This is a genomic window from Phytohabitans houttuyneae (assembly GCF_011764425.1).
GTDB lineage: Bacteria > Actinomycetota > Actinomycetes > Mycobacteriales > Micromonosporaceae > Phytohabitans > Phytohabitans houttuyneae.
Map to the genome: position 1 here is coordinate 1009424 of NZ_BLPF01000003.1, position 22489 is coordinate 1031912.

Consider the following 22489-nt stretch of genomic DNA (forward strand, 5'->3'; position numbering starts at 1 on the left):
GACGCAGCCGCACGATACGGGAGCAGCACGGTGACCGAGACCCTCTATGGCGCGGACGACCTCACGCACCTCGAGGGGCTCGACGCTGTCCGCAAGCGCCCCGGGATGTACATCGGCTCGACCGACAGCCGCGGCGTCAACCACCTGGTCAACGAGATCCTCGACAACTCCACCGACGAAGGCGTGGCCGGCCACGCCAGCCGGGTCGAGGTGATCCTCCACGACGACGGGTCGGTGCAGGTCGACGACGACGGGCGGGGCATCCCCACCGACGTCCACGCCCGCTCCGGCCTGTCCGGCGTGGAGCTGGTGCTGACCCGGCTGCACGCGGGCGGCAAGTTCGGCGGCTCCGGCTACAAGACCTCCGGCGGCCTGCACGGCGTCGGCGCCTCCGCGGTCAACGCGCTCGCCCGCCGCTTCGACGTCACCGTCCGGCGGGACGGCAAGGTCCACGAGATGTCCTTCCGCTACGGCGAGCCCGGCGTCTTCGACGGCACCGGGCCCGACGCGCCGTTCACCCCGCAGAGCGGCCTGCGCGTGACCGGCCGCCTCCGCGCAGGCAAACCCACCGGCACCTCCATCCGGTACTGGCACGACCCGCGCTACTTCGAGACCGGCGCCGCGCTCGACGTGGAGGCGGTGCGGTCCAAGGTGCGCAACACCGCGTTCCTCGTCCCCACCGTGACCTACGTGCTGACCCACGCCGAGGGCAAGGACACCTTCCACTTCCCCAACGGGCTCTCCGACATGGTGGAGTTCCTCGCCCCCGCCGGAGACCGGCCCGTCTGCGGCACCGTCCTGATCAACGGATCCGGGTCCTACCGGGAAAACGCCGCCGACGAAAACGGCGTCATGCAGTCCAACGTCGAGCGCAAGGCCGAGATCGAGGTCGCCCTCCGCTGGGGCACCGGCTACGAGCGCACCGTCGAGTGCTTCACCAACACCATCCGCAACCTGCACGGCGGCACCCACCGCAAGGGCTTCGAGCGGGCCGCGACCCGCGCCCTGGTCGAGGCCGTGCGCAACACGCGCGGCCTGCTCAAACCCAAAGAGGATCCGCCGGTACTCGACGACGTGCTCGAAGGCATGACCGCGGTCGTGCACGTGCGGATCCCGGAGCCGCAGTTCACCTCGCAGACCAAGGACGAGCTCTCCACCGCCGGCATCACCCGGGTCATCCAGGGCGTCGTGGAGCAGCAGCTGAAAAGCTGGGTCGACGCCCGCAAGACCAAGGCCGAGGCGCGCACCGTCCTGCAGAAGATCGTCGACGCGGCCCGCGTGCGGCTCACCCAGAAGCAGCAGAAGGACGCCGCCCGCCGCAAGACCGCCCTCGAAGGCGCGTCCATGCCGGCCAAGCTCGTCGACTGCCGCTCCACCGGCGTCGAGCGCAGCGAGCTGTTCATCGTCGAGGGCGACAGCGCGCTCGGCACCGCGCGGCTCGCCCGCTCCTCGGAGTACCAGGCACTGCTGCCCATCCGCGGCAAGATCCTCAACGTGCAGAAGGCCAACCTGCAGCAGGTCCTCGACAACGCCGAGTGCTCGGCGATCGTGCAGGTGCTCGGCGCCGGCTCCGGCCGCACGTTCGACCTCACCTCGCTGCGCTACGGCCGGATCCTCATCATGGCCGACGCCGACGTCGACGGCTCACACATCCGCACCCTGCTGATCACACTCTTCGCCCGCTACATGCGCCCGGTCATCGAGGCCGGCCGCCTCTTCGCCGCCATGCCGCCGCTGCACAAGGTCACCACCAAGGGGCGCGACCCGAAGACCATCTACACCTACACCCAGGCGGAGATGGAAGGCACGGTCGCCAAGCTGGAAAAGTCCGGCAAGCAGGTGGTCACGCCGGTGCCCCGGTTCAAGGGCCTCGGCGAGATGGACGCCGACGAGCTGTGGGACACCACGATGAACCCGGCCACCCGCTCCGTGCGCCGCATCACGATGCAGGACGTCGACGCGGCCGAGCGGGTGCTCGACCTGCTGATGGGCGACGCGGTGCCCCCGCGCCGCGCGTGGCTGATCGACCAGGCGGCACGCGTCGACCGCGACGCCATCGACGCGTAAGGGAGAAGCGAACCAATGGCACGCCGCAAGGACAAGGGGTCCACTGTGGACCTCTCCGCCTTCGACCGGGCGGGCGCGACGGTCGTCGACAACCCCCTGATCCAGGAGGTGGAGGACTCCTACCTGGAGTACGCGGTCTCCGTCATCCACTCCCGAGCCCTCCCCGACGCCCGCGACGGCCTCAAGCCGGTCCACCGCCGCATCCTCTTCTCGATGTACGAGCAGGGCCACCGCCCGGACCGCCCACACGTCAAGTCCGCCCGCGTGGTCGGCGACTGCTTCGTGCGCGGCACCCTCGTCTCCACCCCGGCCGGCCTGCGGCCGATCGAGCAGGTCGAGGTCGGCGACCTCGTGCTGGACGTGCAGGGGCACGCGGTGCCGGTCACCGCCGTCTACGAAAACCCGCTCTCCGACCTGGTCCGCGTCCGCTGGTCCAACGGCCACACCATGCTCGTCACGCCGGGCCAGCGCTTCCGGGCCGTGGGGGCGGACCTCGACACCGAGTGGGTGGCCGCGCGCGACCTCTCCGGCCGCCGCACCGTCGGATTCGGCGCGGCGCGGCACGACCTTCTGACCCCGGGCGACGACCTGTACGCGTACGTGCGCGGCTTGGTGGCCGCCGCGAGCCCGGCGGCCGCCGGCGGGCGGGTCAGCCTCCACTCGCACGAGACCGGACCGGTCGACGCCGCCCACGCGTGGGCGATCGAGGCCGGGCTGGACGCCTCCCGGGACAAACGCGCGGCGAAGCAGCCGCACCACAAGGACGAGCTAATCCTCACGTTCCCCCCGCACGAGGGACTGCTGACCGTGGCCACCCCGCCCGGCGCGGCGAGGGCCGTGCCCGCGGACGTGCTCGCCGACCGCGCCACCTGGGTGCCGTTCCTGGCCGGCCTGTTCGACGGCGACGGACACGTGCGCGACCGCGAGATCGTCTTCGCCAGCACGAGCGACCGCCTGATCCGCCAGCTCTACTCGATGCTGGCCGACGTAGGAATCCACGGCGGCTACCGCTGCGGGAGCCTCGCCGTCTCCGGCCGTGACGCCGCGGCGCTCGCCGCCGCGCTGCTGCCCGCCGTGCGGGTCGGCGACAAGCACGCCGCCCTCGCCGCCCTCGCCGCTCAGGCATGGCCCGAGGCGGCGTTCCTGAGCGTCGAGTCGGTCGAGGAGGTCGAGCCCGACACCACGTTCGACATCCAGGTCGGCAGCGACGAGCACGCCTTCGTGGCCGAGGGCTTCGTCGTGCACAACTGCATGGGTAAGTACCATCCGCACGGCGACAGCGCCATCTACGACGCCATGGTCCGGATGGCGCAGGACTTCTCGCTCAACGCGACCCTCGTCGACGGGCACGGAAATTTTGGGTCCCCAGACGACGGACCGGCTGCTTCGAGGTACACCGAGGCGCGGATGTCGCGGGAGGCGATGCTCCTCGTCGGGGAGCTGGGCGAGGGCACCGTCGACTTCTACCCCAACTACGACGGGTCGCTGCAGCAGCCGACCGTGCTGCCGGCCGCCTTTCCCAACCTGCTCGTCAACGGCACCTCGGGCATCGCGGTCGGCATGGCCACCAACATGATCCCGCACAACCTGGGTGAGGTGGTCGCGGCCGCGCGCTGGCTGATCAAGCATCCGGACGCGACGCTCGACAAGCTCATGACGTTCGTGCCGGGGCCGGACCTGCCGACCGGTGGGCTGCTGCTCGGCCTCGACGAGGTGCGCAAGGCGTACGAGACGGGGCGCGGCGTGGTGCGCATGCGCGGCAAGGTGGAGATCGGGCCGCTGGAGGGCAGCCGCGGGCGGCAGGCGATCACGGTCACCGAGCTGCCGTACGGTGTGGGAGCCGAAAAGGTGATCGAGCGGATCACCGAGGAGGTCAACCGCACCAAGCGGCTGCAGGGCATCGCCGACGTCAAGGACCTCACCGACCGCGAGGCGGGCACCCGCCTGGTCATCGAGTGCAAGGTGGGCGTCAACCCGCAGGCGCTGCTCGCCGACCTGTACCGGCTCACGCCGCTGGAGCAGTCGTTCGGTGTCAACAACCTCGTGCTCGTCGACGGCCAGCCGCAGACGCTGGGGCTCAAGGCGCTGCTGGAGGTCTTCCTCGCCCACCGGTACGAGGTCGTCACCCGCCGCACCACCTACCGGCGGCGCAAGCGCGAGGAGCGCCTGCACCTCGTCGACGGCCTGCTCATCGCGCTGCTCGACATCGACAAGGTGGTGCGCCTGATCCGGGCGAGCGAAAACGCGCAGGCGGCCAAGGACGGGCTGATGAGCCAGTTCAAGCTCTCCGAGATCCAAGCGACGTACATTTTGGACACTCCGCTGCGGCGGCTGACCAAGTTCGACCGGCTGGAGCTGGAGACCGAGGGGGAGAAGCTGCGCGGCGAGATCGCCGAGCTCTCCAAGATCCTCGACGACGACGAGGTGCTCAAGAAGGTCGTGTCGGACGAGCTTGCCGCGGTGACGAAGGAGTTCGCGCGGGAGCGGCGCACCACGCTGATCGACGGCGACCTCAAGGAGACCCTCGCGGCGTCGGTGCCGTCCGGGCCGCTGGAGGTCGGCGACGACCCGTGCCAGGTGATCCTGTCGGCGAGCGGCCTGGTGGCGCGCACCGCGGTCGAGTCGGAGGAGGCGGCGGAGGGGCGCAGCCGCCGCGGCCGGGTCAAGCACGACAGCGTGCGCGCGCTGGTGCACTCGACCGCCCGCGGCCGGGTGCTGCTGGTGACCAGCCACGGGCGGGCGTTCAAGACCGACGTGCTGCCCCTGCCGGTGCTGCCGGAGCAGACCGGCACCGTCTCGCTCAGCGGCGGCATGTCCGCGTCCGAGCTGGTGCCGCTGGCCGCGGGGGAGACGGTGATCGGCCTCGCCCCCCTCGCCGGCGAGGGGTCGCCGGGTCTCGCGCTCGGCACCAAGCAGGGTGTGGTGAAGGTGTGCGCGCCGGAGTGGCCGGTGCGTTCGGACGAGTTCGAGGTGATCGCCCTGCGCGAGGGCGACGAGGTGGTCGGGGCGACCTGGCTCACCGACGGCGCCGAGATGCTCGCGTTCGTCAGCTCCGACACCTCCCTGCTGTACTACCCGGCCAACCTCGTGCGCCCGCAGGGACTCAAGGGCGGTGGCATGGCCGGCATCAACCTGACGGCCGGTTCGCACGCGGTGTTCTTCGGGGCGGTGCGCACCGACGATCCCGAGCACGGCGACCCGATGGTGGTGACCTCCAGCGGCGGCAGTGTGAAGGTGACCCCGCTGTCGGCGTACCCGAGCAAGGGCAGGGCGACCGGCGGCGTGCGCACGCAGCGTTTCCTCAAGGGGGAGCGGCGGCTGGCCCTGGCCTGGGTGGGCCCGCGGCCGGCGGCGGCGAGCAGCAGCGGCGAGCCGGTGACGCTGCCGGAGGTGGATATGCGGCGTGACGGGTCGGGCGCCGCGATGTACGGCCCGGCTGTTGTGGGCCACCTCATAGAGCGCGGGTGATTGACCTCAAGCGCGGTTGAGGTCGCAGGCTGTCTGTATGAGGGCGGCCATATTCAGCGAGTACGGGGGACCCGAGGTGCTGCGGGTGTCCGAGGTGGACACTCCGCGGGCGGGTGCCGGTCAGGTGCGGGTGCGGGTGCGTGCGGCCGGCGTGCAGCCGTACGACCTGGCGGTGCGCGCCGGGTGGACACCGCCCGGCTGGACGCGGCCGCTGCCGCGCATCCCGGGCAACGAGTTCGCCGGGGTGGTCGACGAGGTCGGGGCGGGCGTCACGGGGGTGTCCGCCGGTGCCGAGGTGCTCGGGTTCGGGCAGCTGCAGGCGTATGCGGAGTACCTCGTCGTGCCGGCCGACCACGTGACGGCGAAGCCGGAGGCGATGCCGTGGGAGGTGGCCGGCGGCTTCACGGCGGGTGCGCAGACGGCGTCGCTCGCCCTGGAGGCACTGAGTGTCGGCTCGGGTGACGTGCTCGTCGTACACGGGGCGGCCGGCGCGGTCGGCACGATGGCGGTGCAGCTCGCGGCGCGGTCCGGCGCGCGGGTGGTGGGAACGGCGGCGCCGGACAACCACGACTACCTGCGGGAGCTGGGGGCCACCCCGGTCGCGTACGGGGAGGGGCTTGTCGAGCGGCTGCGACCGTTCGGCGTGACGGTGGCGCTGGACGGTGCGGGCGGTGCGGCGCTGGACGCGTCGCTCGCGCTGGTCGCCGACCGGGGCCGGATCCTCACGCTGGTCGACCACGCCCGCGCCGCGGAGCTGGGGGTGCGGGTGGTGGAGGGGGTGCGCTCGGCGGGGCGGCTGGCCGCGCTGGCCGACCTGTACGCCAAGGGTGAGCTGCGCTTCCACGTCCGGCATACGTATCCACTCGAACGGGCGGCCGACGCGCACCGCGCGCTGGAGTCCGGTCACGGCCGCGGCAAGATCGTGCTGCTGGTGGACTGAGGTTCGCGTGGCATCATCGACCGGTGCGACTGGACGGGGTGTGGCTCCGGTACCGCCGGGGTGAGCCGTGGGTGCTGCGGGGCGTCGATGCCTCGGTGGCGCCGGGCGAGGCGGTCGCGGTGGTCGGCCGCAACGGGGTGGGCAAGTCGACGCTGCTGAAGCTCGCCGCCGGGCTGCTGCGCCCGCAGCGGGGCGCGGTCCGCGACCGGCCGGCCCGCGTGGGGTACGTGCCGGAGCGGTTCCCCGCCGACCAGCCGTTCACCGCCCGCCGGTACCTGCTGGGGATGGCCGCCGTCCACGGCCTCGCGCCGGCCGACGCGGTCCGGTCGGTGGGTGAGTGGGCCGCCAGGCTGCATCTTGACGGGTTGCTGGACAGCCCGCTCGCCGAGCTGTCCAAGGGGTCGGCGCAGAAGGTCGGCCTGATCCAGGGCCTGGTGCACCGCCCCGACCTGCTGATCCTCGATGAGCCGTGGGAGGGCCTGGACGCGGCCACCCGCGCCGAGATCCCGGCGATCGTGAGGGACACCCTCGACCGCGGCGGCCGGGTGCTGATCAGCGACCACCTGGGCGGCGTGGCGTCGCTGCCCGAGGTGCGCACGTGGGAGCTGGCCGACGGCACGCTCGCCGCGCCCGCGCTGGCGCCCGTCGAGTGCGTGATCGAGGTGGCGGTCGCCGGCTCCGACGTGGACGCCGCCGTGGCGAGCCTGCGCGCGGCGGGGCACCGGGTCCTGGGGGTGCGCACACCGTCATGAGCGCCCTCGTCCGCCTGCGGCTCGCCGCGTTCCTGCGCACCGGCCGCGCCCTAACCCCGCTGCTCAGCGTCCTTGTCGTGCTCGGCGTCATCTACGGCGGCGGGCGGGCGCAGGCCGCCGAGGCGTACGGCTTCTCCGCCGCCGTCCTCTTCCCGGTGATGGCGTGGCAGACCCAGATCCTGTTCAACGTGGAGCCCGACACCCAGCGGCAGCTGTCCACAGTGGCCGCCGGCGGCCTGGCCCGCGAGATCGGCGCCGGCCTGCTCGCCGCCCTGGTGCCCGCGCTCGCCCTCGTCGCGGTCGCGCTGGCACTGCCGTGGCCGCTGGGCGGCATCACCGGCCCGGAGGACCCCGGCGACCCGTCCCTGGCCGCCGGCGTGGGCGCGGGGGTGTGGGCCCATCTGCTGCTGGTGCCGCCCGCGCTGCTGCTGGGTGCGCTGGCCAGCCGCGCCGCGGTCGGCAACGCGGCGCGCGGGCTCGCGGTGCTGGCCGGCTGCACGGTGCTCGCCTTCGTCGTGGGCACCAAGGACTCGCCGGTGCCGTGGCTCGCGCCGCCGCTGCTGCCCACCGCCCGCGCCACTGTGGACGGGCTGGCGGCGGGTCCGCTGGCGCTGCAGACCGCGGTCGCGGCGGCGTGGGCGGGGGTCGCCCTGGCGGGCTACGTCACCCTCCGTCGCCGCAACACCTGACGTGGTACCGCCGACGTCCGCTTCTGACATCGGACGGTCCTCACCGCGGGTGCGGGCCTTATCGCGCGGCCGCCCGCGGGCGGGCTCACCGTGTGGGCGGGCCTTAGCGGGCGGCCTGCTGGCGGGCGGGCCTCGGCGGGTGGGTCTCAGCGGGCGGGCAGCTCGCGGACGACGGCGACCGGGCAGTCGGCGTGGTAGAGCAGCTGCTGGCTGACCGAGCCCAGCAGCATGCCGCGGAAGCCGCCCCGGCCGCGGGAGCCGACCACCACGAGCTGCGCGCCGCCACTGGCATCCACCAGCGCCTCGGCCGGCGGGCGGGAGTCGATGTGGACGCTGGTGGCGACCTGCGGGTACTTGTCGCGCCAGCGTGCCACCAGCTCCGCGGTCGCGGCCCGGTCCTCGTCGCCGCGCGTGCCGGAGCGTTCGGCGGCGCGGACCACGCGCAGGCCCGTGCCACGTCCGGCCGCCGCCGCGAACGCGAACTCCAGCGCCATCAGCGCGTAGTCCGAGCCGTCGACGCCGGCGACGATCGGGGCGTTGGCGGCCGGTTCGCGGCCGCGCACCACGACGACGGGGCAGTGCGCGTGGGTGGAGACGCTGATGCTCGTCGAGCCGATCAGCTGGCCGGCGAACCCGCCCGCGCCGCGCCCGCCGAGCACCACCAGGTGGGACTGCCGCGAGCGTTCCACCAGGACGGCGGTGGCCGCGCCGGGCACGACCGTGCCGGTCAGCGGCACCCCCGGGTGAGCCTGGCGCGCCTCCGCGACCGTGGCGACGACGACCTCGTCCGCCTCCTCCTGGGCGCCGTAGTCCGGCCAGAAGGCGGGGGCCAGGCCCGCCACGCCGGTGTTCACCGGCCAGTCGAACGCGAACACCAAAGAGACCGGCCGCCCGCTGCGGGCGCCCTCGTCCATCGCCCACCGCAGCGCCGCGTGGGCGCCGTCGGACGCGTCGAAGCCGACGACGATCGGTGGTGCGGACTCAGGCATCCTTACAACGTAGGCACCGCGGACGGGCGAAGCACCCGAAACGGGCGAATCCGGCGGGCAGTTCACCCCGAACGAGCTAGCGCGGTGGCCACCGCACCAGGCCCCGGGGCGTCAGCGCTTGTGCCGGGCCTTGACGATCGCGCGGATGGTCAGCAGCGCCACGACGGCGACGACCTGCCCGCCCAGGATGATGCGGTTGACGTCGACCGCCGGGCGCCAGCGGACCGTGCCGTCCTTGATGACGAACGCCCCCACCGGCCGCGACGACACACCGAAGCCGGCGCCGGTCCCGTCACCCTCGCCGCCGTCGGTACCGGCGCCGGTCCCACCACCGCCGCCACCCCCGCCGAGCACGCGCACGACCGGCACGACGGTCAGGCCGTCCTGCGTGATCGGCTCCGACACCACGGTGCCGGCGGTCATGCCGCCGCGAATCTTGTCGAGCAGCTCCAGCGTCCGCGCTGCCGTGTCCGTCATGGCGTACACCTCCAGGTCTCGTCTTCGCCCATCGTCGCCCCTCTGGCAACCCTCCGGGCGCGATCCCCGCAAGGCGGCCGGGGGCAAAGCGCGGGAAGCGGCGGCTCAGAAGTACGTACGCAGCACGTCCACGACCAGGTCCGTGTCGTCGGCGAGGGGGATCGCGCGCCACTTGTCGAACGCCGTGCACGGGTGGGAGATGCCGAAGCGCACCAGGTCGCCGGGGGCGACACCGGTGCCGTCGACGCTGAGGAACGCGTGCTGGTCCATCAGGCGGGTCACGTGCAGGCCGTCCGCGGGCACCACCTCGCCCGACGGCCGGCGGACCGCCCGCGGCACCGGCAGCCCCTCGTCGAACGGCGCGTCCCGCTTGCCCATGCCGGCGATCGCCACGCCCGGCTCGGGCGTCGAGATGACCTGGGCCCACACCTCCAGGGCCGCGTCCAGCATGCCCTCGCCACGCACCCGGTTGAACGGCGTGTGCTCGCGGTAGTAGCCGTCGTCGTGGGTGATGTACGCGCCGCTGCGCAGCACCGGGACCACCTGGTGGCCGGGCAGCCAGTCGCCGGGCAGTCGGGCGGCCACCACGTCGAACCAGGCGCTGCCGCCCGCGGACACGACGACCGACGGCGGCAGCAGCTCGGACAGCTCGGCCGCGGCGGCGCGGAGCTGGTCGAGAAACGCGGCCACCGCCGCCGTGTCCGGCAGGCCGCCCTCGTAGCCGGTGACGCCGGCCAGCGTGAGCCGCGGCGAGGCGGCCACCGCGTGGGCCACGGCGAGGGCCGAGGACGCGGTGCGGCAGCCGGTGCGGCCCCCGGGGTACCCGATCTCGACGAGGACCGGCAGCGGGCGGACGCCGGTCGTGGCCGCGGCGGCCGCCACCCCTTCGGGTGAATCGACCTGGAAGTAGAGGTCGAGGCCGGCGTCGGTCTCGGCCGCGACCCAGGCGAGCGCGGCCGGGTCGAGGATCTGGTTGGCCACGAGCACGCGCGGCACCCCGAACTCGCGGCACACCCGGGCCTGCTGCGCGGTCGCCACCGTGATGCCCCACGCGCCGGCCGCGAGCTGCGCGGCGAAGAGCGTGGGCGACATGGTGGTCTTGCCGTGCGGGGCGAGGAGCAGGCCGTGACGCTCCGCGTACGCCGCGATGGTGGCGATGTTGCGGTCGACCGCGGCGGCCCTGGCCACGAGCAGGGGCCACCCGAAGCTACCCCCGAACAGGCTCTGTCCCACCGGACTGTCGGATCCCCAGAATCCCTTGTCGAGTAGCACCGCACCTCCGATAAGATCCCGTGCTGATCTTATGTGCGCCCGACGAGGAGCGGTGACCATCCACGACCTGCTGCTGGCTGGCGGACGCGTGATCGACGTGGGCGGCGGGCACGTCGGCCGCTACGACGTGGCGGTCCGGGGCGGTCGGATCTCCGCGGTCGCGTCCGCGCTGCCGCCGCACGACGCGCGCGAGGTCGTCGACGTGACCGGCTGCCTGGTCGCGCCCGGGCTGGTCGACCTGCACACGCACGTGCATCCGGGCGCCACCTACTGGGGCATCCACCCCGATCCGGTGGCCTGGCACTCCGGCGTGACGACGTGGGTCGACGCGGGCTCCGCGGGGGCGTGGGGGATCGACGCGCTGCGGGCCGCGGCCGACGCTTATCGGGTACGGGTCCGCGCGCTCCTCAACGTCTCCGCGCTCGGCCTGACCGGCCGCACCGGCGAGTCCACCGACCTGGAGCACGTCGACGTCGACGCGGCGCTGGACGCGGTCGCCCGCCACCCCGACCTCGTCGTGGGCGTCAAGGTGCGGATCGACCGCGAGACGGTGGGCGCCAACGGGCTGCGCCCCCTCGAACGCGCCCTCCAGGTGGCGGGCGCGGCCGGCCTGCCGGTGATGGTGCACGTCGCGGCCGGCCCGCCCGGCCCCGCCGACGTGCTTCCCCTCCTGCGCCCCGGCGACATCCTCACCCACTGCGCCAGCGGCGTGGCCGCGACCGGTGCGGGGCCGGTGGTGCGCGCCGCGTACGAGCGGGGCGTGCTGCTGGACATCGGGCACGGCGCGGGCGGCTTCGCGTTCGACGTGCTGGAGCAGCAGCTCGCGGCCGGGCTCGCGCCGCACACCGTCTCCACGGACCTGCACGTGCGGTGCCGGTACGGGCCGGTGTTCGACCTGCCCACCACGATGGCGAAGCTGCGCGCCGCGGGCATGGCGCTGGAAGACGTCGTGGCCGCCGCCACCGTGACGCCGGCGGCGGCGCTGCGCCTGCCCGGCGGGGTCGGCACGCTCGCCGTGGGAGCGCCGGCGGATGTGGCGGTGTTCGCGGTGGAGAGTGGGCCGTATCCGGTCGTCGACGCGCACGGGCAGGTGCGCCAGGCGCCGGAGCGGCTGCGGAACCTCGCCACCTACCGCGCCGGGCGTCCCCTCCCGCCGGCGCTGCCGGAGCCGCCGCCACCGTGGGTACCGCTGACCGAGTCGCAGCGGGCGGCGCTGGAGCGGCGCGACAAGGCGCTGCGGGACCTCCTCGGCCAGCCTCTCGTCGGGCCGGAAGGGCTCAGCGAGCAGTTCTCCCGAACCAGGAAAGGATGACCGAGCATGCGCGCGATCTCGACCGACCAGGCGGCGCCGCCCGGCGGCCCGTTCTCCCAGGCGGTCATTGCCGGAGATTTCGTGTACCTGGCCGGCGCCGTCCCGCGGCTCCCGGACGGATCGTGGGTGCGCGGGGCGTTCGCGGAGCAGGCGCGCGCCGCGTTCACCAACCTCGCGCGGGCGGCGCAGGCCGCCGGCACCGATCTCGACCGCGCCGTGCGGGTGGGCGTCTACCTGCGCGAGTGGAACGACTTCGCCGAGATGAACGAGATCTTCGCCGAGTACTTCGCCGGCCCGGTGCCGCCGGTCCGCACCACGCTGCCGGTGGCCCTGACCGGCTTCGACATCGAGGCGGACGCAGTCCTCTACACCGGCTCCTGACCCCCGCTCCTGCGCGGCCCCCTGCGCGCGGCCCCCTGCGCGCGGCCCTCTGTGCGAGGCCCCTCTGCGCGTTGATCAGGGACTTTGTGGGACGGCGCGCCGGCCGACACGCCCACCAACTCCCTGATCAACGCCCATAGGGGTCAACGCGCAGATGGGTCAACGCGCGGGGGACGCGCGCGCGGGGCAGGCTAGCCGACGGGGGTGGGGACGGGGTCGGGTTGGGCTATGTCGTCGCCCACGCGGCGGGCCCAGCGGCCGGCGACCACGGCGTACCAGCCGGCTATCAGCGCGAACCCGGCGGCGACGATGAACACCGCCGTGGGGGAGTGGCCGTCGGCGGGGAGGGTGAGGGCGGCGGCGAAGAGGCCGAGGACGTACGAGAGGTTGTAGGTCGTGTCGTTGACGGCGAAGACACGGCCGCGGTAGTCGTCGTCGCACTCGTGCTGGATCGACGTGTCCACCACGATCTTGGTGCCTTGCGCCGCGATGTTGACGCAGAAGACCGCCACCACGAGCAGTGGCTGGGTGAAGGAGGACACGGTCAGCGGCAGCGCGATCGCGATCCCGGCGATCAGGCCCGCGACCCACCGCCAGCCGCCGATCCGGCGGGTCACCGGCGGCGTGACCAGCGCGGCGACCATCACGCCCAGGGTGCCGGCCACCACCACGAAGGCCAGCCCCGTGATCGAGTCGTGCACGTCGTCGTCGGTGACGAAGTAGTTGCGGTACAGCAGCAGCATGGCGAGCGTCAGCACCCCGAACAGCGCGCGGAAGCCCGCCTTGGCCGCCATCGTGTACGCCGCGCCGCGCTTGCTCGCCAGGTGTGCCAGGCCGTCGCCCATGCCGCGCACCACGTCGCCGATCGCCGAGTGCATCGGTGCGCGCTTAGGGGCGGTCACGTGGTCGGGCCCGAGCTCGTCGACCCGGAACGAGCGCCACGCGAGCAGCGCGGACGCCACGTACCCGATGGGTGCGACCAGCGCCATCACCGCGTAGCCGGAGTCGCCCGCGGAGACCAGCACGTTGATCAGCAGGACGGCGATGCCGAGGCCGGCGGAGAAGCAGATCGATCCGAGGGTGCCGGACAGCGAGTTGGCGGTGACCAGGCGCCGGTCCTCGACGACGTGCGGCACCGCCGCGGACAGGCCGGCCAGCAGGAAGCGGTTGAGCCCGATGATCGCGAACGCCACCACCACGAACGCGACCCCCTTGCCGCCGCCGTTGATCAGGGCGGCCGCGGGCAGCACCAGCGCGGCCCGCAGCAGGTTGGTGAAGACCACCAGCTGGCGCCGGCTCCACCGGTCCAGGAACACGCCGACGAAGGGCCCGATCAGCGAGTACGGCGTGACGAGCAGCGCCGAGCCCGCGGCGATCGCCATGGCGCTGGTCTGCCGGTCCGGGTTGAACAGCACGCTGCCGGCGAGGGCGGCCTGGAAGAGGCCGTCCGCGAGCTGGCTGGACAGCCGCACGCCCAGCAGTCTCCGGAAGCCGCGGACGGCGAGCACGGAGCGGAGGTTGTGGGTGTCGCGGGTGGCCATGACGACCTAGCGTAGGCCCTGTTTCTGCGTTATCCATTCGTGATGTGCGACAGAGTCTCGCGATCTCTGGGACCGGGCTTTCCGACTCACCGCGCAAACCGGACAGAGGATGGGTGAACGGCCGGTTGCCGCCGGCCGTCAGGTCGGTGTGCTCCCACACTCGGCGTGTCGTCCTGCGCCGCGCCGCGGATAGAGTTGCCAGGTGGCTGGACGTCTGACAACCGAGCGACTGACCCTGCGCCCCTGGGAGGTCGACGACGCCGAGGCAGCACTCGGCGTCTACGGCGACGGTGGCGTGGCGCGCTGGCTCAGTCCGGCCATGGACACGGTCTCCGACCTGGGCGCGATGCGGCTGATCCTGCAGCAGTGGATCGCCGAGGACCAGCGGCTGTTCACCCCGGCCGGCCGGTGGGCCATCGAGCGGCTGGAGGACAAGCAGGTCATCGGTGGCGCCGTGCTGCTCCCGCTCCCGCCCGGCGGGGAGGACCTGGAGATGGGCTGGCAGCTGCGGCCCGACGCCTGGGGTGAGGGATACGCGGCGGAGGCCGGTCGCCGGCTCGCCCAGTGGGCGTTCGAGGAGGGGCAGGACGAGATCTTCGCGGTCGCCCGGCCGGCCAACGACCGGGCCGGCGCCACCGCCCGCCGCATCGGTATGCAGTGGGTCGGCGAGACCGAGAAGTACTACGGGCTGCGCCTGCAGGTCTTCCGGCTGCGCCCCGGCGACGTCGACTGATCCGGACCGCGCCGCTCAGCCGGCCATCGGCACCCCGCGCCGGGCAAAGCGGATGTTGTCCAGATCACCGTGAAACTGGTCGGTGTCCACGTCCGTCTGGATGTCCCGGACCCGCTTGCCGCCGATCACCGCCTGTCCGGTCGGCACGATGCCGTCCAGGTGGGCGACGGCGACACCGGGCGCGAGGACCGGCCGGCCGGTCCGCGGATCGTCCACCCGGATCTGGAAGACCGAGCGGGACAGCCGCCAGCAGCTGACCCGGTACCACCGGCCCGCGGTCAGCGCGTAGCCGTCCGGGCCGGCGGGAAGCAGCACCGCGGTCACGCCGTCGGACCAGCGGCACGACGGGCGGCCGCCGTCGACCTGAAGCTTCCACTGGCTGAGCCCGGCCGCCGCGGCGCCGAACTGGAACACGTTCATGCCGGCGGCCGGTGACGGCGGCTCGGTGAGCCGGATGTCCGCCCCGAACGAGAAGCGGCCTCCCGCCGGTACGAGCCTCGTGCTCGCGGCCGGCGTGACGATCGCCTGCGGGCACGGCGGCGCGAGCGTGCAGCTGCCGCCGGGAAACCGCAGGAACGCGTCCCCACCCGGTGGCACCACCGAGGTCACCGCGCCACCGCCGCCGGTGCTCACCGCGCCGTGCAGCCCTTTGCCGCTGCTGTCGGCGACCCGCGCCGGGTCCAGCAGCTCGCCGGCGTACCGCAGCTCGACCTGGCCCAGCGGCGGCCCCGCGACCGCGGCCGCGCCGGACGCCGTGACGGCGATGACGGCCGCGGCCACGGTCGCGACAAAGTTTCGGATATATCGGACAGGTCGCACGGGTTCATGGAAGCCGAGCGCGGACGGCTCCACAAGGACCCTGGCGGGCGGTTCATCCGTTCAGGCGCGTACCAGGGTGGTCAGCGAGCGCGGCGGCAGCGCGATCGCCGAGCGCTGCCCGTGCCTGGTGACGATGCCGGGCACCTTCTCCAGGCGGTGGGTGGCGTCGGTCAGGTACACGTTCGGCCGCCGCATGTCGATCGTCGTCGCGACCGCGGTGGTGCCGGTGTTGAGGATCTGCACGACCTCGGTGCCGTTGGCGTTGCGGTAAGCGGACACCTTCAGCCCTTCCGCGGTGGTCTCCGCGCCGATCCGGACGGCTCCCGGCCGGATGAACCGGCTGTACGCGGCGAACGCGTACAGGCGCGATGACACCCGGTACTGGTCGTTGGCGTCGTCGATCTGCAGCAGCGCCGCCGTGCCGCCGCGCGAGGAGCCGAGCCAGAACAGGAACGCGCTGCTGTCGGCGAGCGCGAGCGTGTCGTGGATCCGCTGGGCCAGCGCGATGCCGTCGGTGCCCTTGCCGCTGTCCCACGCCTCGTTCCAGCCGTCCGCGACGCTGGACGGCGCCCACTCCGACATCCACGTGGGCTTGCGCGTCGACAGTGGACGGTCGGCCGGGCTCGCGTACCCGTGGCCGGTCACGACGTCCACCAGCCGCCGCGCCTGCGCGTCCGCCTCGATCGCCCGCGCGTACGGGTCGGCGTGCTGCCAGCCGAACGAGTCGCAGCAGGCCACGCCGAGACCGGCCCGCCGCGCGATCGGGCCGAGCACCTTCACGAACTCGACCGCCTGCGCGGGTGTGAAGCGCATCGAGGCGTACGAGGCGGTGTAGTCCGGCTCGTTGGTGAAGCCGATCTCGTCGAGCCGGATGCCTTCCTGCCGGTAGAAGGTGGCGTACTGCACGAGGTAGCGGGCGTACGCCTCGCGCCAGTCGCCGCTGGCACAGGTGACGCCCTGCAGCCCGCACAGCGAGCCGCCGCTGGTGTCCGTGCCGTTGTCCTTCATGTACCCGGGCGCGCTCCACGCGTCCGCGTAGAAGCGGTGGACGCCGCGCTCGCGGGCCTCCTTCGCGTACCACACCTGGCCGCCGTCCCAGCCGTCCCAGGAGTAGTTCGGCGGCGCCGACGGCCCGCCGGGGTCGGTGGGCTGGATGGAGAGCATCTTGTCGTACACGGTGGTCGCCGACGAGCCGATGCCGAGGCGCAGGATGCTCGGGGCGGCGCCGTTGTCCCGGCCGAGGAGCAGGTCGAGGGCCTCCTCCCGCTTGGCCTCCGACAGGTTGTGCACCAGGGAGGTGCGCTGGAAGGCGATCGAGTAGCCGAAGCCGTCGATGTGCTGGTGGGTCTGCGCCCGGCGAAGGTCGATGCCGGGCGGGGAGGCGGCGTGGGCGGGCGTGGTCGTGACGGTGGTCGCGGTGAGGATCACGGCGACGACGGTGGGTAGCCGTAGCACGGCGCCAACGATAGTCGTCAATGTTATGCGGTGGAAGGTGGCCGGCGCGCGTTGACCCGGCGGTCGAGCGGGCGTTACGGTGCGCGGGTGTCTACCTGTCTAGATAGCCAGATGGCGGGTTGTGGTTCGGCGGGAGACGGCCCGTGACCGAGGTGCGGACCGTCCTCGGCCCCGTGCCGGCCGGGCGGCTCGGCGCGGTCGACGCGCACGAGCACCTGTTCCTGCGGACGCCGGCGCTGCCCGGCGACGAGTTCGACGACCTGGAGCGGATGGTCACCGAGGCCGGCCAGGTGCGCGCCTCCGGCATCGGGACCATCGTCGACCTGACGCCCATCGGGCTGGGCCGCGAGCCCGCCAAGCTCGCCGCGCTGAGCGAGCGCTCAGGCGTGCACGTGGTCGCCGCGACCGGCTTCCACCGCGACGCGCACTACCCGGCCGGGCACTGGGCGCACCGCGAGCCGGTCCAGACGCTGGTCGAGGTGATGCTCGCCGACCTCGAGCGGGGCATGGACGGCCGCGACTGGCAGGGCCCGCTGCCGGCGCCCACCCCGCACCGGGCGGGCGTCATCAAGCTCGGCGCGTCGTACCAGCGGATCAGCGCCTCCGAGGCCCGGCGCATGGCCGCCGGCGCCGAGGCGGCCCGGCGCACCGGCGTCCCGGTCGCGGTGCACTGCGAGGTCGGCACGATGGGCCACGAGATCCTCCAGTCGCTGTCCGACGGGGGCGTCGCCGCGTCTCGGGTACTGCTGGCGCATCTGGACCGCAACCCGGACCCGGACCTGCACGCGGACCTCGCCGCCCGCGGCGCCTGGCTGCTCTACGACACCGTCGGCCGGGTCAAGTACCGGCCCGAGTCCGCCCTGCTCGACCTCATCGAGCGCGTCGTGTCGGCGGGACACGGCGACCGGGTGCTGCTCGGCACCGACGTCGGCCGCCGGAGCATGCTCCGCGCCTACGGCGGCGGCCCGGGCATGGCCGTGCTCGGCGAGACCTTCGCCCCGCGCCTCGCCGCCCGCCTGGGCCAGGCGTTGGTCGACCAGATCCTGGTCGCCAACCCCGCCGCCGCGCTCACCCCCACCCGCGGTTGATCAGGGAGTTCGTGGGTGGAAACGCCGGCCGACACGCCCACGAGCTCCGTGATCAACGGCAGGGGTCAGGGCTGCGCGCGGAGCAGCTCGATGTCGAAGCGGTAGCGCTCGCCGACGTAGCGCGACTCGGTGTACTCGACCGGCTTGTCGTGCTGGTCGAGGATCGTGCGGAGCTCGACCAGCAGCGGCGCGCCGACCGCGACGTCGAGCAGCTTGGCCTCGGTCGGGTCGGCGGCGGCCGCGGTGATCGTGCCCAGCGCGCGGGTCGGCACCCGGCCGAGCCCCTCCAGGGCGACGAAGAGCGAGGCGTTGGTGAGGTCGCCGCGCAGCACGCTGGCGCAGACCGCGGGCAGCCGCACGTGCTCGACCGCCATCGGCACGCCGTCGGCCAGGCGCACCCGGCGCAGCGCGGCGACCGAGCCGCCCGTGCCGAGCTGCAGAGCCTGGCTCTCGTCGTGCCGCGCGGGGCGGACGCCGGAGTCGATGACCTGCGAGCGTGCGGTGAGGCCGCGCCGCGCCATCTCCTCGGTGAACGACAGCAGCGTGTTGATCCGCCGGTGCACCGGGTGCTGCGCGACGAACGTGCCCCGGCCGGAGACGCGGTAGAGCAGCCCCTCAGCGGCCAGGCGCTGCACGGCCTGGCGCGCGGTCATCCGGCTGACCCCGAAGCGGTCGCACAGCTCGGAGTCCGAGGGCAGCGGGTCGCCGGGCTCGGCCTTGCTGATGATCCGGCGCAGTTCCTGCTCGATGAGCAGGTACGCGGGCGTGGCGGGTCTCATCGGGGACGCCCTTCCGGAGCGCGTGGACCGCCTCTTGACGACCCTCGCAGCAGTATAGGTAGTCTAGCCGTCTAGACAGGTTGATCGACCGGAGGACCGCGGGTGGCTGTCACGTTGGGCATCGACGTCGGCGGGACGGCGATCAAGTGGGTCGCCCGCGACACCGCCACCGGCGAGGTGGCCGGCCGCGGCGGCGTGCCCACGCCGGGCGACCGCGACACCATCGTCGAGGCGCTGGTCGCCCTCGCCCGCGCCGCCGACCCCGACCGCGTCGGCCTCGCGGTGCCCGGCCACGTCGACCGCGCCACCGGCGTCGTCCGATTCCTGCCCAACCTGCCCGGCCGCTGGTCCGGCTTCCCGCTCGGCGACACCGTCACCGGGGCCACCGGCCGCCCCACCCGCCTGCTCAACGACGCGCGCGCCTTCTGCCTCGCCGAGCTGCGCCTGGGCGCCGCGCGCGGCCTCACCGACGTGCTCTTCCTGACGCTCGGCACCGGCGTCGGCGGCGGGGTCGTGACCGGCGGCCGCCTGCTGGTCGGTGCCGACGACCGGCTCGGCGAGATCGGGCACACCACGTACGACCGCGCCGGGCCGGCCTGCGGCTGCGGAAGCCGAGGCTGCCTGGAGATGTACGCGAGCGGCCCGGCCATCGCCGCCGCCGCGGGTGGCGGGCGCACACCGGCCGAGGTGGCGGGCGCCGCGGCGGGCGGTGAGCCGGCAGCGGCCGGGGCCATCGCCAGGGCCGGGCGGGCGATCGGCGAGAGCATCGCGTCCGTGGCGGCGCTGCTCCCGTCGACCGCGCTGGTCGTCGGCGGCGGGGTGGCCGGCGCGCTGCCCGCGCTGCGCCCGCACGTCGAGGCCGCGCTCGCGGCCCGGGAGCCGTTCATCGGGCCGGTACGGGTGCTCGCCGCCGAACTCGGCGACGAGGCAGGAGCGACAGGTGCCGCGCTGGCGGCGGAAGAGGGGAGTGGACGTTGAGGTGGATCCCGCGGGCGGTCGAGGTGCTGGACACCATCGGCCGTACCCAGGCCGGCGCGATCGAGGAGGCGAGCCGGCTCTGCGCGGCGTCGATCGGCCGGGGCGGCGTGGTGCACACGTTCGGCACCGGCCACTCCCGGATCCCGGTCGAGGAGCTGTTCCCGCGGTACGGGTCGTACCCCGGCTTCCATCCGATCGTCGAGCTGTCGATGACGTTCCACACCCAGGTCGTGGGCGCCAACGGGCAGCGGCAGGCGATGTTCATCGAGCGGGTCGAGGGGCTCGCGGAGCAGATCCTGGCCAACTTCCACCTGCGGCCCACCGACACGATGATGGTCTTCAGCGCGAGCGGGCGAAACGCGGTGCCGATCGAGATCGCCGCCCAGGCGCGCAAGGCCGGCCTCCCGGTGATCGTGGTGACCTCGCTGGCCCAGTCGACGGCCGCGCCGCCCCGGCACAGCACCGGCACCCGCCTGCAGGACCACGCCGACGTGGTGATCGACCTGTGCACGCCGGTCGCCGACGCGCTGTGCGATGTGGACGGTCTGGACGTGCCGGTCGGCCCGGGCACCTCGCTGGCCTCGGTCGCCGTCGTCAACGAGATCAAGGTGCGCGTGGCCGAGATCCTTGCCGCGTCCGGCGCGCTGCCGCCGGTGCTCACCAGCGCCGCCCTGGTCGGCCAGGAGGGCAGCGCGCGGCTGTTCGACGCCGCGTACGCCGAACACGGCCGCCGGGCCGCCGCGCTGCTGCGGGACGAGGCGGCGGCATGACCCGCGTCCTGGTCTGCGGCGCCACCGGTGGCATCGGGGCCGCCTGCCTGGCCGCCGCCGGAGACCGCGGGGTCGGCGTCGACCGGGACACGGTCGACATCACCGCGCCGGGCGGTGCGGAGAAGGCGGTCGGGTACGCGACGAGCCGGCTCGGCGGCCTCGACGGCGTCGTGCACGCGATCGGCATGTCCGGCCGCTCGCTCGGCGACGGCCCGGTCGGCGCCTGCACCGACGAGGCGTGGGCGAGCGTGCAGCGGGTCAACCTCGAGTCGGTGTTCCGGCTGCTGCGCGCGGCGCTGCCGGCCCTGGCCAGGACGGGTGGCGGCTCGGTCGTCGTGGTCGGCTCGGCGCTGGCCCACACGCTCGACGACGACTTCCTGACCGCGGCCTACGCGGTGAGCAAGAGCGGCGTGGAGACGCTTGTGCGGCTCGCCGCGTACGAAGGCGCCCGGCACGGCGTCCGGGTCAACGCGGTGGCACCCGGCCTCGTCGACACCCCCATGGCCGGGCGCGCGCTCGGCGACCCCCCGCTGCGCGCGCGCCTGCCGGAGCTGATGCCGCTCGGCGGCCGCGCCTGCACCCCGGACGAGGTCGCGGCCGCGGTGGTCTGGCTGCTCGGCCCGGACTCGGCGCGGGTGACCGGTGCGGTCGTACCCGTCGACGGCGGCTGGACGCTGCGATGACCGCGCCGGTGATCTGGACCGGGGACGTGGCCGTGGTCGGCGGCGGGTCGGCCGGCTGCGCGGCGGCGGTGGCGGCGGCGCGCGGCGGCGCCCGCACGCTGCTGATCGAGTCGGCCGGCTTCCTCGGCGGCACCGGCGCGGCCGTCCTGGACACGTTCTACGGCTTCTACGCGCCGGGCGGCAGCCGCGAACGGGTCGTCGGCGGGGTCGGCTGGGAACTGGCCGGTCGGCTGCTCGGCGAGGGGCAGGCGTTCGAGCGCCCGAACACCTACGGAGCCGGCACCGGCGTCACCTACGAGCCGGAGGCGCTCAAGCTGGCCTGGGACGAGCTGTGCGCCGGCGCGGGCGTGGCGGTACTGCTGCACGCCACCTGCGTCGACGTGCGGCGCGAGGGGCGGCGGGTGACCGGCCTGGCCGTGCACACCAGGGCCGGCGCCCGCACGGTGGCGGCGCGGTCCATCGTGGACGCCAGCGGCGACGCCGAGGTGGCCTGGCAGGCCGGTGCCGCGCTGGAGCGGCCGTCGGCCAGCCGGCGGGTGCAGCCGCTGACCGCCACGTTCCGGCTCGGCGGTGTGGACACCGCGCGGCTGTCCACCGCCGACCTGCACGAGCGGATCGCGAAGGCCGCCGACTCCGGCGCCTACCGGCTGCCCCGCCGGGAGGGCTCCGTGCACCGCACCGTCCTGCCCGGCGTGGTGCACACCAACCTCACCCGGGTCAGCGGCGTCGACCCCACCGACCCCTGGGAGCTGTCCGCCGCCGAGGCCGAGGGGCGGCGGCAGGTCGCCGAGTACACCCGGTTCCTCGTCGCGGAGGTGCCCGGCTACGAGTCCGCGTACCTGCTGCAGTCCTCGGTGCGCATCGGCGTGCGGGAGACCCGGCGGCTCGTCGGCCGGTACGTGCTCACCCGCGACGACGTGCTCGGCGCGCACGACTTCCCGGACGCGGTCGCCCGGTGCGGCGCGCCGGTCGAGGACCACGACGGCGGCGACCGGACGGTGTGGGCGTACGTCGGCGGCGAGCCCTCCGGCCGCACCTACGGCGTGCCGTACCGCAGCCTGCTCCCCGCCGAGCTGGACAACCTCCTGGTCGCCGGCCGCTGCCTGTCGGCCACCCACGACGCGCACGCCTCGGTCCGCTCGATGGCCCAGTGCATGGCGACGGGCCAGGCGGCCGGCACGGCGGCCGCGCTCGCCGCCAGCCGGGGCTGCCTGCCCGGCGACCTCGATCCCGCGCCGCTGCGGGACCGCCTGCGCGCGGACCGCGCCGTGCTCTGAGCCGGAAACGCGCTCGGGC

At 74.0% G+C, this 22489-nt stretch carries 20 protein-coding genes and 2 pseudogenes; 15 read left to right on the top strand and 7 right to left on the bottom strand.

All coding sequences use genetic code 11. From position 1 onward, the window contains the following. Positions 1 to 30: 30 nt before the first annotated feature. From Phou_RS39475 to Phou_RS39495, 7 genes and pseudogenes are all read left to right on the top strand, one after another. Positions 31 to 2067, top strand: a complete 2037-nt coding sequence (locus Phou_RS39475; protein ID WP_246274246.1) for a DNA gyrase/topoisomerase IV subunit B — start codon at positions 31 to 33, stop codon at positions 2065 to 2067. Positions 2068 to 2082: 15 nt separating this feature from the next. Then, a pseudogene (locus Phou_RS55140) lies at positions 2083 to 2343 on the top strand (DNA gyrase subunit A); the annotation flags it as partial. 12 nt (positions 2344 to 2355) lie between these two features. Beyond that, positions 2356 to 3057 (top strand): annotated as a pseudogene (locus Phou_RS55145) (LAGLIDADG family homing endonuclease); the annotation flags it as partial. Beyond that, the gene (locus Phou_RS39480; protein ID WP_308784944.1) at positions 3043 to 5535 is read left to right on the top strand and encodes a DNA topoisomerase (ATP-hydrolyzing); all 2493 of its coding nucleotides are present in this window, start codon (positions 3043 to 3045) and stop codon (positions 5533 to 5535) included. The pseudogene Phou_RS55145 and the gene Phou_RS39480, both read left to right, overlap by 15 nt. A gap of 37 nt (positions 5536 to 5572) precedes the next feature. Next, entirely contained in the window at positions 5573 to 6475 is a 903-nt protein-coding gene (locus Phou_RS39485) for an NADP-dependent oxidoreductase (protein WP_173067285.1), read from the top strand. 23 nt (positions 6476 to 6498) lie between these two features. Next, the gene (locus tag Phou_RS39490) at positions 6499 to 7227 is read left to right on the top strand and encodes an ATP-binding cassette domain-containing protein (RefSeq protein WP_173067288.1); all 729 of its coding nucleotides are present in this window, start codon (positions 6499 to 6501) and stop codon (positions 7225 to 7227) included. Beyond that, positions 7224 to 7916 carry a hypothetical protein gene (locus Phou_RS39495; RefSeq protein ID WP_173067292.1) on the top strand — a complete coding sequence of 231 codons (693 nt, stop codon included), beginning with the start codon at positions 7224 to 7226 and terminating at the stop codon, positions 7914 to 7916. Before Phou_RS39490 ends, Phou_RS39495 begins: the two co-directional genes overlap by 4 nt. A 146-nt stretch (positions 7917 to 8062) precedes the next feature. Here Phou_RS39495 and Phou_RS39500 read toward each other — a convergent pair whose 3' ends face one another. From Phou_RS39500 to Phou_RS39510, 3 genes are all read right to left on the bottom strand, one after another. Next, positions 8063 to 8905 (bottom strand): universal stress protein, encoded by an 843-nt coding sequence (locus tag Phou_RS39500; protein ID WP_173067296.1) that lies wholly within the window; start codon positions 8903 to 8905, stop codon positions 8063 to 8065. Positions 8906 to 9016: 111 nt separating this feature from the next. After that, positions 9017 to 9382 carry a spore germination protein GerW family protein gene (locus tag Phou_RS39505; RefSeq protein ID WP_173067300.1) on the bottom strand — a complete coding sequence of 122 codons (366 nt, stop codon included), beginning with the start codon at positions 9380 to 9382 and terminating at the stop codon, positions 9017 to 9019. 105 nt (positions 9383 to 9487) lie between these two features. Further along, positions 9488 to 10654 (bottom strand): alanine racemase, encoded by a 1167-nt coding sequence (locus Phou_RS39510; RefSeq protein ID WP_246274248.1) that lies wholly within the window; start codon positions 10652 to 10654, stop codon positions 9488 to 9490. 52 nt (positions 10655 to 10706) lie between these two features. On the opposite strand from Phou_RS39510, the gene Phou_RS39515 reads away from it, so the two are divergent. Both Phou_RS39515 and Phou_RS39520 read left to right on the top strand, forming a co-directional pair. Continuing rightward, on the top strand, positions 10707 to 11966 hold the full coding sequence (locus Phou_RS39515) for an amidohydrolase/deacetylase family metallohydrolase (RefSeq protein ID WP_246274250.1): 1260 nt from the start codon (positions 10707 to 10709) through the stop codon (positions 11964 to 11966). A gap of 6 nt (positions 11967 to 11972) precedes the next feature. Continuing rightward, positions 11973 to 12347, top strand: a complete 375-nt coding sequence (locus Phou_RS39520; RefSeq protein ID WP_173067309.1) for a RidA family protein — start codon at positions 11973 to 11975, stop codon at positions 12345 to 12347. A gap of 191 nt (positions 12348 to 12538) precedes the next feature. Here the strand turns inward: Phou_RS39520 and Phou_RS39525 are convergent, their stop codons facing one another. After that, on the bottom strand, positions 12539 to 13888 hold the full coding sequence (locus Phou_RS39525) for an MFS transporter (protein ID WP_173067312.1): 1350 nt from the start codon (positions 13886 to 13888) through the stop codon (positions 12539 to 12541). 202 nt (positions 13889 to 14090) lie between these two features. Here Phou_RS39525 and Phou_RS39530 point away from each other — a divergent pair, with 202 nt between their 5' ends. Then, on the top strand, positions 14091 to 14621 hold the full coding sequence (locus tag Phou_RS39530) for a GNAT family N-acetyltransferase (RefSeq protein ID WP_173067315.1): 531 nt from the start codon (positions 14091 to 14093) through the stop codon (positions 14619 to 14621). Between the two features lie 15 nt (positions 14622 to 14636). Here the strand turns inward: Phou_RS39530 and Phou_RS39535 are convergent, their stop codons facing one another. Together Phou_RS39535 and Phou_RS39540 are read right to left on the bottom strand one after the other, a co-directional pair. Continuing rightward, on the bottom strand, positions 14637 to 15401 hold the full coding sequence (locus Phou_RS39535) for a LamG domain-containing protein (protein ID WP_173067317.1): 765 nt from the start codon (positions 15399 to 15401) through the stop codon (positions 14637 to 14639). 99 nt (positions 15402 to 15500) lie between these two features. Further along, the gene (locus Phou_RS39540; RefSeq protein ID WP_218579495.1) at positions 15501 to 16895 is read right to left on the bottom strand and encodes a glycoside hydrolase family 30 protein; all 1395 of its coding nucleotides are present in this window, start codon (positions 16893 to 16895) and stop codon (positions 15501 to 15503) included. 143 nt (positions 16896 to 17038) lie between these two features. Here Phou_RS39540 and Phou_RS39545 point away from each other — a divergent pair, with 143 nt between their 5' ends. After that, positions 17039 to 17983: a phosphotriesterase family protein gene (locus tag Phou_RS39545; protein WP_173067320.1), complete on the top strand. Its 945-nt coding sequence runs from the start codon at positions 17039 to 17041 to the stop codon at positions 17981 to 17983. A gap of 65 nt (positions 17984 to 18048) precedes the next feature. Here Phou_RS39545 and Phou_RS39550 read toward each other — a convergent pair whose 3' ends face one another. Then, positions 18049 to 18762, bottom strand: a complete 714-nt coding sequence (locus Phou_RS39550) for a GntR family transcriptional regulator (RefSeq protein WP_173067323.1) — start codon at positions 18760 to 18762, stop codon at positions 18049 to 18051. A gap of 102 nt (positions 18763 to 18864) precedes the next feature. On the opposite strand from Phou_RS39550, the gene Phou_RS39555 reads away from it, so the two are divergent. The 4 genes from Phou_RS39555 to Phou_RS39570 are packed head-to-tail and all read left to right on the top strand — an operon-like array spanning position 18865 to position 22470. Further along, on the top strand, positions 18865 to 19740 hold the full coding sequence (locus Phou_RS39555; protein WP_173067326.1) for an ROK family protein: 876 nt from the start codon (positions 18865 to 18867) through the stop codon (positions 19738 to 19740). Beyond that, a complete protein-coding gene (locus tag Phou_RS39560; RefSeq protein WP_173067329.1) occupies positions 19737 to 20510 on the top strand; it encodes a sugar isomerase domain-containing protein in 774 nt (257 codons plus the stop codon). Before Phou_RS39555 ends, Phou_RS39560 begins: the two co-directional genes overlap by 4 nt. Next, positions 20507 to 21193 (top strand): SDR family NAD(P)-dependent oxidoreductase, encoded by a 687-nt coding sequence (locus Phou_RS39565; protein ID WP_173067332.1) that lies wholly within the window; start codon positions 20507 to 20509, stop codon positions 21191 to 21193. Before Phou_RS39560 ends, Phou_RS39565 begins: the two co-directional genes overlap by 4 nt. Continuing rightward, entirely contained in the window at positions 21190 to 22470 is a 1281-nt protein-coding gene (locus Phou_RS39570) for an FAD-dependent oxidoreductase (protein ID WP_173067335.1), read from the top strand. Before Phou_RS39565 ends, Phou_RS39570 begins: the two co-directional genes overlap by 4 nt. The last annotated feature ends 19 nt before the right edge of the window (positions 22471 to 22489 follow it).